The 16,740-nt window shown below is 65.5% G+C and carries 1 protein-coding gene; it reads left to right on the top strand.

The features are described 5' to 3' along the window. Nucleotides 1-39 precede the first annotated feature (39 nt). On the top strand, nt 40-16,680 hold the full coding sequence (locus N8I74_RS13040) for an Ig-like domain-containing protein (protein WP_263123537.1): 16,641 nt from the start codon (nt 40-42) through the stop codon (nt 16,678-16,680). Nucleotides 16,681-16,740 lie beyond the last annotated feature (60 nt).

The raw sequence follows: 16,740 nt of genomic DNA, 5'->3' as shown, positions 1-16,740 counted from the left end.
TGCGGTCCAATCCCGATCGGGTTTCAACCGGATACCGCCATGAGCAACGCGCCTGCCCAAGCCACCATCGTCCACATCCTTGGCGACGCCTACCGGCGTGATGCCGACGGCAAGTTGGTCCCGCTCAAACAGGGCGACCGGGTCGAACAGGATCAGATCGTGGTCACCGCGCCGCAAAGCGGGCTGGTGCTCGCATTGCCGGGCGGCGAGCAGATCACGCTGGGCGAGGATCGCACCGTGCTGGTCGACGCGAGCGTACTTGGCACTGAGCCGGCCGACCCCGTGCAATCCGCACTCGCCCAGGTCGAGGCACAGACCGAGCAGCTTGCCCAGGTGCTGGAGCAGGGCGGGGATCTCTCGGAAGTGCTGGAGCCCGCTGCGGCCGGTCTGACCGGCGGGGGCGACAACAGCGGGCACTCGTTCGTGCGCCTGATGCGCATGGTGGAACAGCTGCGGCCGGGCACCTTTGGTTTTGCCGGCTTGTCCGCCGAGGAGGACACCCCCCTGGTGACCGAGACGGCACCCACAGCCGGTGCCGACGCCGCCACGGTCGATGTGCCCTTGCCGGGCAACGAGACCCCATCGGTCCCGGCCACGCCGCCTGTCGATGTGGGTCCCCCAGCCGCGCCCAACCAAGTGCCACTGGTGGCTGCAGTCAGCCATGTCCTGCAGGAAGACAGCAGCGTCAGCGGACGGGTATCGGCCAGCGACGCGGACAACGATGCATTGCTGTACAGCCTCAAGGCCGGCGGCGGTCCCGAACATGGCACGGTGTCACTGACGGCCGACGGCAGCTATGTCTACACACCGGCTGGCGACTACAACGGGGCTGACCGATTTACCGTCCTGGTGGCCGATGGCCGTGGTGGCATCACCGAGGCGGTGGTCTCGCTGCTGGTCACGCCGGTCAATGATGCACCTTCCGGGAACGATCTGGCGATCACGACCCGGGAAGACACCGCTGTCAGTGGCGCTGTGTCCGCTTCCGATCGCGACGGCGACGGCCTGAGCTACGTGAAGGGCAGCGAGCCCGCACACGGCACGGTCACCGTGGATGCGGGTGGGAACTACATTTATGTGCCAGCCCCGGATTACAACGGCGACGATGCGTTCACCGTGATCGTCAGTGACGGGCAGGGTGGGGTCGAAAGCATCACGGTCAACGTACGGATCGAGCCTGTCGCCGATGCCGGCCGCATCGACCCGGCCACCCCGGGGGCCGACCGGGGCGAAGTCGTCGAAGACAGTGTGCTGGCTGCCCAGGGCAGGCTGGTGATCCGTGATCCGGATGCCACACCGGCCACCTTCGTCCCCCAGAGCGGTACCGCCGGCAGCTACGGCCGTTTTACCCTGGATGGCGACGGTACCTGGCGCTATCAGCTGGACAACGCCAATCCTGCGGTCCAGGCGCTTACCGCCGGTGAAACCCGCACCGAAACCTTCTCCGTGACCAATACCGACGGGGTTTCCAGTGCCGTTGTGGTCACCATCCGCGGCACCGATGACGCTGCCGTGATTTCCGGTACGGCCACAGGGCAGGTCACCGAGGACCTCGTCCTGAGCACCTCGGGGCAGCTGCGGGTGACCGATGCCGATGCAGGCCAGGCAGCGTTCCGGCCAGGCACGGTGGTCGACGGTGACTACGGCACACTGCGGATCACGGCAGACGGCAGCTGGCAGTACACGCTCAACAACAATGCTGCATTGGTACAAGGGCTCAAGGCCGGTGAAACGGTCACGCGTACCGTGAATGTGGCGAGTGTGGATGGCACCAGCCATGCGATCGTGATCACCGTCGGCGGAACCAATGAAGCCGCCGGCCCGGGCGGCGGCACGGTACAGGAAGATGTGACATTGAGCGCCACTGGCGTACTGACTGCCACCGGTGGCATCGGTTTTGTCGCTGAAACGCTTGCCGGTAGGTACGGCACGCTGCAGATTGCAGCCGATGGCAACTGGCAGTACACGCTGAGCAATGGTGATGCGGCGGTACAGGAGCTGGTCAGCGGGCAGCGCGAGACTGAACGCTTTACAGTGCAACTGGCCGACGGCAGCACCACCGAGATCGTTGTGCAGGTCCAGGGGCTGGACGACGGCGCGGTGATCACCCCGGCGACACCGGGCGGTGACCGCGGTAGCGTCACCGAAGATGGCACGTTGCTTGCCAGCGGACGTCTTGTCGTCAGTGACGCGGATGCCGGGCAAGCCGTCTTCCAGCCACGCACTGTGGTCGATGGCGACTATGGCACCTTGCAGATCGCCGCGGATGGCAGCTGGCAGTACACGCTCAACAACAGTGCTGCGGTGGTGCAGGGACTCAAGGCAGGTGAAATGGTCACCCGTGCGGTGAATGTGACAAGCGCGGACGGCACGGTGCACACCATCGTCGTCGATGTGCTCGGCACCAACGATGGCCCGCTGTTGGCGAACGACGCCGTGACGACCGACGAAGACCAGCCCCTGACCCTCAGCCCCGCCGCACTGCTCGGCAACGATCAGGACGTCGACGGCAATCTCCTGACCCTGGTCTCGGTGCAGGATGCAACACAGGGCACGGTGGCCTTGGTCAACGGCAATGTGGTGTTCACGCCGGCGGCGAACTACAACGGCCCGGCGTCGTTCACCTACACGGTGAGTGACGGCCAGGGTGGCACCAGCACGGCGACGGTGAATGTGCAGGTCAACGCGGTCAACGACGCACCGGTGAATACGGTACCTGCTGCACAGAGCGTGGCCGAGGATACGGCGCTGGTGTTCTCAAGCGCCAATGGCAACGCCATCCGCATCGGCGACGTCGATGCCGGCAGCCGCAGCATGACGGTGACGCTGACGGCGACCCACGGGGTGTTGCATCTGGGTTCGAACAGTGGCGGGGTGACGTTGTCGGGCAACGGCAGCGACACGGTGACGCTGACTGGCTCGGTGAGTGCGATCAACGCGGTGTTGGAGGGCACGCGCTTTGTGCCGACGGCCAACTACGACGGTGGTGCGCAACTGACGGTGACGACCAGCGACAACGGCAATACCGGTGCCGGTGGGGCGAAGAGCGATGTGGACACCATCGCGATCACGGTGACGGCGGTGAACGATGCCCCGGTGCTGAACGACAGCAACGGCAACCCGCTGGGCAACGACCTCACCGTCACCACCAATGAAGACACCCCGGTGAACGGCCAACTGACCGCCACCGACGTCGATGGCGATCCGCTGAGCTTCACCAAGGGGACCGATCCGGTGCACGGCACGGTCACGGTCAATCCGAACGGCAGCTGGACCTACACGCCGAACGCCAACTACAACGGCAGCGACAGCTTCACCGTCACGGTGAGCGACAGCAAGGGCGGCACGGATACCGTCACCGTCAACGTCGGCATCACCCCGGTGGCCGACCCGGCCGTGATTGGCGGTGACGACCAAGGTGCCGTCACCGAAGACCTCGGCGTCACGGCGGCCGGCAAGCTGAGCGACACCGGTACGCTCACGGTGAGCGACCCGGATGCGGGCCAGTCCAGCTTCACCGCTGGCGCCGCCACCCCGGTGGGCGCCACCCTGGGTGGCCTCACCATCGACACGGCCGGTCACTGGACCTACCAGGTCGACAACGTCGCCGTGCAATACCTCAAGGCTGGCGAGACCAGGACCGAACAGTTCACGGTGCAGAGCGCCGACGGCACCAGCCACGTCATCAGCGTGGTGATCAGCGGCACCAACGACGGCCCGGTGGCGGGCGTCGACGTCGCCAGCACCGCCATCAACACCCCGATCAGCAACCTCAACGTGCTGGCCAACGACACCGACGTCGACGGCAACCCGCTGACGGTGACCGGCGCCAGCGTGGTCGACCCCAGCAAGGGCACGGTCACGCTGAACCCGGACGGCACGCTCAACTTCGTGCCGGCCGGCAACGTCACCGGCCCGGTCAGCATCAGCTACCAGATCGACGACGGTGCCGGTGGCAGCGCCACCGGCACCTTGACGGTCAACGTCGGTGCCAACACCCCGCCGACCGGCGCCGACCAGACGGTCACGCTACAGGAAGACGGCAGCCACGGCTTCAGCGCTGCCGACTTCGGCTTCAGCGACAGCGATGTGGGTCAGACCTTGCAGGCGGTGCGGATCGACAGCCTGCCGGGCGCCGGCAGCCTGACGCTGAACGGCGTGCCGGTCAGTGCCCACCAGGTGATCAACGTGGCCGACCTCGGCAACCTGGTGTTCACGCCGGCGGCCAACGCCAATGGGGTGGGCTATGCCAGCTTCACCTTCAGCGTGCAGGACAGCGCGGGTGGGTTCGATGCGGTGCCGAACACGGTCAGTTTCAACGTGACGCCGGTGAACGACGCCCCGGTGCCGCAAGCCGTCACCGCCAGCGGCAACGAAGACACGATGATTGCGGTCAACCTGACCGGCACCGATGTCGATGGCACGGTGGCGAGCTTCAAGCTGACCAGCCTGCCGGCCAACGGCACGTTCTACAGCGATGCGGCTGCGACCAACCCGCTGACCTTGGCGAGCGTGATCACCGCGACCAGCAATGGGGCGACGATCTACTTCAAGCCGAACGCGGACTGGAATGGCAGCAATACCTTCCAGTACAGCGCCACCGACAACAACGGCCTGGTGTCGACCGGCAATGCGACCGGCACCCTTACCGTGAATGCGGTGAACGACGCACCGGTGGCGGCTGCCGATGTGGCGACCACCAACGAGGACCAACCGCTGACGTTGACTGCGGCTGCGCTGCTGGCCAATGACCAGGATGCAGATGGCAATCCCCTGACCCTGGTCTCGGTGCAGGATGCAACACAGGGCACGGTGGCCTTGGTCAACGGCAATGTGGTGTTCACACCGGCGGCGAACTACAACGGCCCGGCGTCGTTCACCTACACGGTGAGTGACGGCCAGGGTGGTACCAGCACGGCGACGGTGAATGTGCAGGTCAACGCGGTCAACGACGCACCGGTGAATACGGTACCTGCTGCACAGAGCGTGGCCGAGGATACGGCGCTGGTATTCTCAAGCGCCAATGGCAACGCCATCCGCATCGGCGACGTCGATGCCGGCAGCCGCAGCATGACGGTGACGCTGACGGCGACCCACGGGGTGTTGCATCTGGGTTCGAACAGTGGCGGGGTGACGTTGTCGGGCAACGGCAGCGACGCGGTGACGCTGACTGGCTCGGTGAGTGCGATCAACGCGGTGTTGGAGGGCACGCGCTTTGTGCCGACGGCCAACTACGACGGTGGTGCGCAACTGACGGTGACGACCAGCGACAACGGCAATACCGGTGCCGGTGGGGCGAAGAGCGATGTGGACACCATCGCGATCACGGTGACGGCGGTGAACGATGCGCCGGTGGCGGCTGCCGATGTGGCGACCACCAACGAGGACCAACCGCTGACGTTGACTGCGGCTGCGCTGCTGGCCAATGACCAGGATGCAGATGGCAATTCCCTGACCCTGGTCTCGGTGCAGGATGCAACACAGGGCACGGTGGCGTTGGTCAATGGCAATGTGGTGTTCACGCCGGCGGCGAACTACAACGGCCCGGCGTCGTTCACCTACACGGTGAGTGACGGCCAGGGTGGCACCAGCACGGCGACGGTGAATGTGCAGGTCAACGCGGTGAACGACGCCCCGGTCCCGCAAGCCGTCACCGCCAGCGGCAACGAAGACACGGTGATTGCGGTCAACCTGACCGGCACCGACGTCGATGGCACCGTGGCGAGCTTCAAGCTGACCAGCCTGCCGGCCAACGGCACGTTCTACAGCGATGCGGCTGCGACCAACCCGCTGACCCTGGCGAGCGTGATCACCGCCACCAGCAACGGTGCGACGATCTACTTCAAGCCGAACGCGGACTGGAATGGCAGCAACACCTTCCAATACAGCGCCACCGACAACAACGGCTTGGTGTCGACGGGCATTGCGACTGGCACCCTCACCGTCAACCCGGTGAACGACGCGCCGGTGTTGAGCGACAGCAACGGCAACCCGCTGGGCAACGACCTCACCGTCACCACCAATGAAGACACCCCGGTGAACGGCCAACTGACCGCCACTGACGTCGATGGCGATCCGCTGAGCTTCACCAAGGGGACCGATCCGGTGCACGGCACGGTCACGGTCAATCCGAACGGCAGCTGGACCTACACGCCGAACGCCAACTACAACGGCAGCGACAGCTTCACGGTCACGGTCAGCGACAGCAAGGGCGGCACGGATACCGTCACCGTCAACGTCGGCATCACCCCGGTGGCCGACCCGGCCGTGATTGGCGGTGACGACCAAGGTGCCGTCACCGAAGACCTCGGCGTCACGGCGGCCGGCAAGCTGAGCGACACCGGTACGCTCACGGTGAGCGACCCGGATGCCGGCCAGTCCAGCTTCACCGCTGGCGCCGCCACCCCGGTGGGCGCCACCCTGGGTGGCCTCACCATCGATGCTGCCGGTCACTGGACCTACCAGGTCGACAACGTCGCCGTGCAATACCTCAAGGCCGGCGAGACCAGGACCGAACAGTTCACGGTGCAGAGCGCCGACGGCACCAGCCACGTCATCAGCGTGGTGATCAGCGGCACCAACGACGGCCCGGTGGCGGGCGTCGACGTCGCCAGCACCGCCATCAACACCCCGATCAGCAACCTCAACGTGCTGGCCAACGACACCGACGTCGACGGCAACCCGCTGACGGTGACCGGCGCCAGCGTGGTCGACCCCAGCAAGGGCACGGTCACGCTGAACCCGGACGGCACGCTCAACTTCGTGCCGGCCGGCAACGTCACCGGCCCGGTCAGCATCAGCTACCAGATCGACGACGGTGCCGGTGGCAGCGCCACCGGCACCTTGACGGTCAACGTCGGTGCCAACACCCCGCCGACCGGCGCCGACCAGACGGTCACGCTGCAGGAAGACGGCAGCCACGGCTTCAGCGCCGGCGACTTCGGCTTCAGCGACAGCGATGTGGGCCAGACCTTGCAGGCGGTGCGGATCGACAGCCTGCCGGGCGCCGGCAGCCTGACGCTGAACGGCGTGCTGGTCAGTGCCCACCAGGTGATCAACGTGGCTGACCTCGGCAACCTGGTGTTCACGCCGGCGGCCAACGCCAACGGGGTGGGCTACGCCAGCTTCACCTTCAGCGTGCAGGACAGCGCGGGTGGGTTCGATGCGGTGCCGAACACGGTCAGTTTCAACGTGACGCCGGTGAACGATGCCCCGGTGGCGCAAGCCGTCACCGCCAGTGGCAACGAAGACACGGTGATTGCGGTCAACCTGGCCGGCACCGACGTCGATGGCACGGTGGCGAGCTTCAAGCTGACCAGCCTGCCGGCCAACGGCACGTTCTACAGCGATGCGGCTGCGGCCAACCCGCTGACCCTTGCGAGCGTGATCACCGCGACCAGCAATGGGGCGACGATCTACTTCAAGCCGAACGCGGACTGGAACGGCAGCAACACCTTCCAGTACAGCGCCACCGACAACAACGGCCTAGTCTCGACCGGCAATGCGACCGGCACCCTCACCGTCAACCCGGTGAACGATGCGCCGATTGCTGCGCCGGACAGCAACACCACCGCCGAGGACACCACGTTGGCGGTCAGCGCCGCCAACGGCCTGCTGGCCAACGACAGCGATGTCGACGGCAACCCGCTGACGATCACCCAGTTCTCGATTGCCAACGTCGCCGGCAGTTTCACTGCCGGCCAGACTGCCACTATCGCCGGGGTCGGCAGCCTGACCATCAATGGCAACGGCAGCTACAGCTTCGTGCCGGTGGCCAACTACAACGGCCCGGTGCCGGTGGCGACCTACACCGTCTCGGACGGCACCACCACGACGACCAGCACGCTGACACTGAACGTGACCGCCGTGGCCGACCCGACCGTGACCGCCCCGGACACGCTGACGGTGGCTGAGGACACGGTGGCCAGCGGCAACGTGCTGGTCAACGACAGCGATGTCGACACCGTCCTGACCGTTGCCGGCTTCAGCGTGAACGGCGTCGCCGGCAGCTTCACGGCGGGTCAGACCGCCACCCTTGCCGGCGTGGGCAGCTTCACCCTGGGCAGCAATGGCGACTACAGCTTCACCCCAGTGGCAAACTGGAACGGCAACGTGCCACAGGTCAGCTACACCACCAACACTGGGGTGAGCAGCACGCTGAACATCACCGTGACGGCGGTGAACGACGCGCCGGTGCTGAACGACAGCAACGGCAACCCGCTGGGCAACGACCTCACCGTCACCACCAATGAAGACACCCCGGTGAACGGCCAACTGACCGCCACTGACGTCGATGGCGATCCGCTGAGCTTCACCAAGGGGACCGATCCGGTGCACGGCACGGTCACGGTCAATCCGAACGGCAGCTGGACCTACACGCCGAACGCCAACTACAACGGCAGCGACAGCTTCACCGTCACGGTGAGCGACAGCAAGGGCGGCACGGATACCGTCACCGTCAACGTCGGCATCACCCCGGTGGCCGACCCGGCCGTGATTGGCGGTGACGACCAAGGTGCCGTCACCGAAGACCTCGGCGTCACGGCGGCCGGCAAGCTGAGCGACACCGGTACGCTCACGGTGAGCGACCCGGATGCGGGCCAGTCCAGCTTCACCGCTGGCGCCGCCACCCCGGTGGGCGCCACCCTGGGTGGCCTCACCATCGACACGGCCGGTCACTGGACCTACCAGGTCGACAACGTCGCCGTGCAATACCTCAAGGCTGGCGAGACCAGGACCGAACAGTTCACGGTGCAGAGCGCCGACGGCACCAGCCACGTCATCAGCGTGGTGATCAGCGGCACCAACGACGACCCGGTGGCGGGCGTCGACGTCGCCAGCACCGCCATCAACACCCCGATCAGCAACCTCAACGTGCTGGCCAACGACACCGACGTCGACGGCAACCCGCTGACGGTGACCGGCGCCAGCGTGGTCGACCCCAGCAAGGGCACGGTCACGCTGAACCCGGACGGCACGCTCAACTTCGTGCCGGCCGGCAACGTCACCGGCCCGGTCAGCATCAGCTACCAGATCGACGACGGTGCCGGTGGCAGCGCCACCGGCACCTTGACGGTCAACGTCGGTGCCAACACCCCGCCGACCGGCGCCGACCAGACGGTCACGCTACAGGAAGACGGCAGCCACGGCTTCAGCGCTGCCGACTTCGGCTTCAGCGACAGCGATGTGGGTCAGACCTTGCAGGCGGTGCGGATCGACAGCCTGCCGGGCGCCGGCAGCCTGACGCTGAACGGCGTGCCGGTCAGTGCCCACCAGGTGATCAACGTGGCCGACCTCGGCAATCTGGTGTTCACGCCGGCGGCCAACGCCAATGGGGTGGGCTATGCCAGCTTCACCTTCAGCGTGCAGGACAGCGCGGGTGTGTTCGATGCGGTGCCGAACACGGTCAGTTTCAACGTGACGCCGGTGAACGATGCCCCGGTGGCTGTACCGGAGAGCAATACCACGGCGGAAGACACCCCGCTGACGGTCAGCGCCGCCAACGGCCTGCTGGCCAACGACAGTGATATCGACGGCAACCCGCTGACGATCACCCAGTTCTCGATTGCCAACGTCGCCGGCAGCTTCACCGCCGGCCAGACTGCCACCATCGCCGGGGTCGGCAGCCTGACCATCAATGGCAACGGCAGCTACAGCTTCGTGCCGGTGGCCAACTACAACGGCCCGGTGCCGGTGGCGACCTACACCGTCTCGGATGGCATCACCACGACGACCAGCACGCTGACGCTGAACGTGACCGCGGTGAACGACGCGCCAGTGTCGCAGGCCATCAGCGCGACGGGCAACGAAGACACGGTGATCGCGGTCAACCTGACCGGCACCGACGTCGATGGCACCGTGGCGAGCTTCAAGCTGACCAGCCTGCCGGCCAACGGCACGTTCTACAGCGATATCGCCGCGACCAACCCGCTGACGCTGGCGAGCGTGATCACCGCGACCAGCAACGGCGCGACGATCTACTTCAAGCCGAATGCGGACTGGAGCGGCAGCAATACCTTCCAGTACAGCGCCACCGACAACAACGGCCTGGTGTCGACGGGCAATGCCAGCGGCACCCTTACCGTCAATGCGGTGAATGACGCCCCGGTGCCGCAAGCCGTCACCGCCAGCGGCAACGAAGACACGGTGATCGCGGTCAACCTGACCGGCACCGATGTCGATGGCACGGTGGCGAGCTTCAAGCTGACCAGCCTGCCGGCCAACGGCACGTTCTACAGCGATGCGGCTGCGACCAACCCGCTGACCTTGGCAAGCGTGATCACCGCGACCAGCAATGGGGTGACGATCTACTTCAAGCCGAACGCGGACTGGAATGGCAGCAACACCTTCCAATACAGCGCCACCGACAACAACGGCCTGGTCTCGACCGGCAATGCGACCGGCACCCTTACCGTGAATGCGGTGAACGACGCACCGGTGGCGGCTGCCGATGTCGCGACCACCAACGAGGACCAACCGCTGACGTTGACTGCGGCTGCGCTGCTGGCCAATGACCAGGATGCAGATGGCAATCCCCTGACCCTGGCCTCGGTGCAGGATGCAACACAGGGCACGGTGGCCTTGGTCAACGGCAATGTGGTGTTCACACCGGCGGCGAACTACAACGGCCCGGCGTCGTTCACCTACACGGTGAGTGACGGCCAGGGTGGCACCAGCACGGCGACGGTGACGGTGCAGGTCAACGCGGTCAACGACGCACCGGTGAATACGGTACCTGCTGCACAGAGCGTGGCCGAGGATACGGCGCTGGTGTTCTCAAGCGCCAATGGCAACGCCATCCGCATCGGCGACGTCGATGCCGGCAGCCGCAGTATGACGGTGACGCTGACGGCGACCCACGGGGTGTTGCATCTGGGTTCGAACAGCGGCGGGGTGACGTTGTCGGGCAACGGCAGCGACGCGGTGACGCTGACTGGCTCGGTGAGTGCGATCAACGCGGTGTTGGAGGGCACGCGCTTTGTGCCGACGGCCAACTACGACGGTGGTGCGCAACTGACGGTGACGACCAGCGACAACGGCAATACCGGTGCCGGTGGGGCGAAGAGCGATGTGGACACCATCGCGATCACGGTGACAGCGGTGAACGATGCGCCGGTGGCGGCTGCCGATGTGGCGACCACCAATGAGGACCAACCGCTGACGTTGACTGCGGCTGCGCTGCTGGCCAATGACCAGGATGCAGATGGCAATTCCCTGACCCTGGTCTCGGTGCAGGATGCAACACAGGGCACGGTGGCGTTGGTCAATGGCAATGTGGTGTTCACGCCGGCGGCGAACTACAACGGCCCGGCGTCGTTCACCTACACGGTGAGTGACGGCCAGGGTGGCACCAGCACGGCGACGGTGAATGTGCAGGTCAACGCGGTGAATGACGCCCCGGTGGCGCAAGCCGTCACCGCCAGTGGCAACGAAGACACGGTGATTGCGGTCAACCTGACCGGCACCGACGTCGATGGCACGGTGGCGAGCTTCAAGCTGACCAGCCTGCCGGCCAACGGCACGTTCTACAGCGATGCGGCCGCGACCAACCCGCTGACGCTGGCGAGCGTGATCACCGCCACCAGCAACGGTGCGACGATCTACTTCAAGCCGAACGCGGACTGGAACGGCAGCAACACCTTCCAGTACAGCGCTACCGACAACAACGGCCTGGTGTCGACGGGCATTGCGACCGGCACCCTTACCGTGAATGCGCTGAATGACGCCCCGGTGGCGCAAGCCGTCACCGCCAGTGGCAACGAAGACACGGTGATTGCGGTCAACCTGACTGGCACCGACGTCGATGGCACGGTGGCGAGCTTCAAGCTGACCAGCCTGCCGGCCAACGGCACGTTCTACAGCGATGCGGCTGCGACCAACCCGCTGACGCTGGCGAGCGTGATCACCGCGACCAACAACGGTGCGACGATCTACTTCAAGCCGAACGCGGATTGGAATGGCAGCAATACCTTCCAGTACAGCGCCACTGACAACAACGGCCTGGTGTCGACGGGCAGTGCGACTGGCACCCTCACCGTCAACCCGGTGAACGATGCGCCGATTGCTGCGCCGGACAGCAACACCACCGCCGAGGACACCACGTTGGCGGTCAGCGCCGCCAACGGCCTGCTGGCCAACGACAGCGATGTCGACGGCAACCCGCTGACGATCACCCAGTTCTCGATTGCCAACGTCGCCGGCAGCTTCACCGCCGGCCAGACTGCCACTATCGCCGGGGTCGGCAGCCTGACCATCAATGGCAACGGCAGCTACAGCTTTGTGCCGGTGGCCAACTATAACGGCCCGGTGCCGGTGGCGACCTACACCGTCTCGGACGGCACCACCACGACGACCAGCACGCTGACACTGAACGTGACCGCCGTGGCCGACCCGACCGTGACCGCCCCGGACACGCTGACGGTGGCCGAGGACTCGGGCACCAGCACCGGCAACGTGCTGAGCAACGACAGCGACGCCGACGGCCCGCTGTCGGTGTCGCAGTTCGTGGTCTCGGGCACCACCTACACCATTGCCGCCGGTGGCAGCGCCACCGCCACGCTGGCCGGGGTCGGCACCCTGGTGATGAACAGCAACGGCAGCTACAGCTTCACCCCGGCGACCAACTACAACGGCGCCGTGCCGGTGGTGACCTATACCGCCACCGATGGCAGCAGTTCGGCGAACAACACGCTGCGCATCAGCGTGACGGCGGTGGACGACCCGTCGGTGCTGGCCCCGGACACCAAGACGGTGGCCGAGGACACGGTGGCCAGCGGCAACGTGCTGGTCAACGACAGCGATGTCGACACCGTCCTGACCGTTGCCGGCTTCAGCGTGAACGGCGTCGCCGGCAGCTTCACGGCGGGTCAGACCGCCACCCTTGCCGGCGTGGGCAGCTTCACCCTGGGCAGCAATGGCGACTACAGCTTCACCCCAGTGGCAAACTGGAACGGCAACGTGCCACAGGTCAGCTACACCACCAACACTGGGGTGAGCAGCACGCTGAACATCACCGTGACGGCGGTGAACGACGTGCCGATCACCGCACCGGACAGCAACACCACCGCCGAGGACACCCCGCTGACGGTCAGCGCCGCCAACGGCCTGCTGGCCAACGACAGTGATATCGACGGCAACCCGCTGACGATCACCCAGTTCTCGATTGCCAACGTCGCCGGCAGCTTCACCGCCGGCCAGACTGCCACCATCGCCGGGGTCGGCAGCCTGACCATCAATGGCAACGGCAGCTACAGCTTCGTGCCGGTGGCCAACTACAACGGCCCGGTGCCGGTGGCGACCTACACCGTCTCGGATGGCATCACCACGACGACCAGCACGCTGACGCTGAACGTGACCGCGGTGAACGACGCGCCAGTGTCGCAGGCCATCAGCGCGACGGGCAACGAAGACACGGTGATCGCGGTCAACCTGACCGGCACCGACGTCGATGGCACCGTGGCGAGCTTCAAGCTGACCAGCCTGCCGGCCAACGGCACGTTCTACAGCGATATCGCCGCGACCAACCCGCTGACGCTGGCGAGTGTGATCACCGCGACCAGCAACGGCGCGACGATCTACTTCAAGCCGAATGCGGACTGGAGCGGCAGCAATACCTTCCAGTACAGCGCCACCGACAACAACGGCCTGGTGTCGACCGGCAATGCGACCGGCACCCTCACCGTCAACCCGGTGAACGATGCGCCGACCACCACCGGTGGTTCGGTGACCGGTACTGAAGATACGCCGCTGGTGCTGAGCTGGAGCCAGTTCAACGCCGGCGACATCGATACCCCGGTCAGCGGGTTGTCGGTGAAGATGATCGGGCTGCCAACCGATGGCACACTGCAGTACAACAATGGCAACGGCTGGGTCAGCATCACGGCCAACCAACTGGTCAGCAAGACCGACATCGACGCCGGCAAGCTGCGTTTTGTGCCCGATACGCACGAATCGGGCAGCAATGCCTACAGCACCGCCGGTACCGGTGACCAGAAGGCCGACTACGCCAAGTTCACCTATCAGATCAGCGATGGCAGCGTCACCAGCAGTACCGCCACCATGACCGTGGACATCGCGCCGACGGCCGACCGGCCGACACTGACGCTGAATGTGCCGGCCGCGCAGACAGCGTTCAACACCACTTGGGAATCCGTCATCAACAGCGACGGTACCTCGGAGGGCGTCAACGCCACGACGCTGGAAGGCTGGACGCTGGTGACCGCCCCCGATTCGTTCTCGGGCGGCCTCAATCGCTTCGAGGTGTGGACGAGTGGTGACCAGATCACCAACCAGGCCGGCAGCCTGATCACCGGGGTCGGCGCTTCGGGTGGCAACGGCAACTGGCTGGAGCTGAACAATGCCTCGTCCAACAGCCTGCCGCAGACGCTGGGCATCGAGCGCAGCGTCAGTACGGCGGTGGGGCAGGTCTACACGCTGTCGTTCGACTACGCGGGCCGCTCCGGCTACAGCACGGCCTATACGCAGATCGCCATCCTGGTCGATGGCGTGAAGGTGGCCACGTACTCGAGTACCAGCCCGCAGGGTGGCCTGAACTGGGAAGAGCTGAAGTACAGCTTCGCAGGTGACGGCAATGCGCACACCATCCGCATCATCACCGATGCCACGAGCTTCGACAGCGCCGGTCGCGGCGCGATGATCGACGATATCAAGGTCGAATCAAGCTCGGGTCTGGTCGCGGGCAATACCAGTGGCGGCAAGACCGAGGTCACGCTTGCCAACTACGTGAGCGGCCAGCTGGTCGATACCGATGGCTCGGAAAGCCTGACCTATCGTTTCACCGGCCTGCCGACCGGTGCCGTGATCACCACGTCCGGCAATCTCACGGGCTATCCGATCAACAATGGCGGTATCACCCTCTCCGCGGCCGAGCTCGCTTCCGCCAAGCTGGTGCTGCCGAGCAGCTACACCAGCGGCACGCTCAACATCGGGGTGTCGTCGATCGCGACCGAAGGCGCCAACGCCAGCACTGACAGCACCAGCGGTACGTTGACGCTGAACGTGATGGCGACCGGTCTTTCCAGGACCACGGTCACCGATACCGGCTCGCCGGTGGCGGTGGCGGACAGCTACACCACGCCCGAGGACCAGAGCCTCACCTTCAACCCGCTGTCCAACGACACCTTGCGCGATGGTGCCCGCATCGCCGGCTTCACGCAGCCAGCCAACGGCAGCCTCACGCTGAACGCGAATGGCACGCTCACCTACAACCCACCGGCCAACTACAGCGGCACGACCACGTTCAGCTATACGCTGGTCGATGGCAACGGCCAGAGCAGTACTGCCACGGTCACGCTCAATGTCACGCCGGTGAATGATGCACCGGTGGTGGACAGCCACAGCATCACCTCCAGGGAGGGCGTGCCGACCGCGCTGGCGATCGCCGCGCCGACCGATGCCGAAGGCGACAGGCTTACCGTCACCATCACCGGCCTGCCCACGCAAGGCACGGTGATGACCGAGGGCGGCACAGTGGTGCAGAACGGTCAGGTGATCTCGATCAGCCAGCTGCAGAACCTGCTCTACGTCAGCCCGGCCAACATCACCGCAACCACCAGCGTGGGCAGCCTCAGCTACCGGGTCAACGACGGTACCACCAACTCCAATGGCGCCATCGCGATCACGGTGACCGACAACCCGAACGTGATCACCGGTCACGACGGTGTGGGCACCTACTACGTGGACGGGGCGGAGTCGGGCGCGGGCAACACCTTCTCCGTGGCGAGTGCGGCGTACAACGCCGGCAATGGCCAGCCGGCAGGGGGCTATGATCTGCGTACCGTGACCACATCCGGCAACGAACAGGTCATCTTCACCGGGGGCAGCAACGACCACGTGGAAGCGGGCGCCGGCAACGACGCGATCTTCATGGGCGAAACGCAGAGCAACGACAACTCGGTGGCGCTGACCACGCAGGCCGAGATGTTCACCGGCACGCGCAACATGTTCATGACCACGGCCGAGAGCAATCTGCTCAACAGTAGCGACAAGCTGGTGCAGGGCGTTGTCAACCAGATGCAGCCGGTCTCCGACTTGGCCAATGCCGGCAGCGGCGACGATGTGGTCTACGGCCAGGGCGGTACCGACGCACTGTATGGCGGTGCCGGCAGCGACAAGCTGTACGGCGGCGATGGCGGTGACGCGTTGCGCGGCGGCGCGGGCCATGACTTGGTCGTGGGTGGCGCTAGCAACGATCTGCTACGCGGTGACCTGGGCGACGACGTGTTCAAGTGGACGCTGGGCGACCAGTCGGCCATGGCGGGCGCAGTCAATGCCGGCAGCAGCAACGGGCTCTATCTGCAGAGCAACACCAGGATCGTGGCCGGTGCAACCGACCTGATCGTGGACTTCAACGCCAGCACCACCAGCGGCAACAACGACAAGCTGGACCTGCGTGACCTGCTGCAGAACGAGTCGCACACCGGCACCAATGTCGGCAACCTGGGCAACTACCTGCACTTCGAGACCATCAACAATACCGCCGGCGGCAAGAGCACCATCGTGCATATCAGCCACGATGGCGATTTCTCCGGTGGCTACAACAACGGGACAGCGGAAGACCAGACCATCGTCCTGCATGGTGTGGACCTGGGCGCCACCGGCAACAACGATGCCGCGGTGATCCAGGATCTGCTGAACAAAGGCAAGCTGATCACCGACTGAAGCTGCGGCTTCGATTGAAAACGGCGCTCCGTGGAGCGCCTTTTTTTTATGTGTGCCAGC

This window comes from Chitiniphilus purpureus (assembly GCF_025642115.1).
GTDB classification, from domain to species: domain Bacteria; phylum Pseudomonadota; class Gammaproteobacteria; order Burkholderiales; family Chitinibacteraceae; genus Chitiniphilus; species Chitiniphilus purpureus.
Note: the sequence above shows the minus strand (reverse complement) of the source record. Positions and strands in the feature narration are given on the sequence as shown.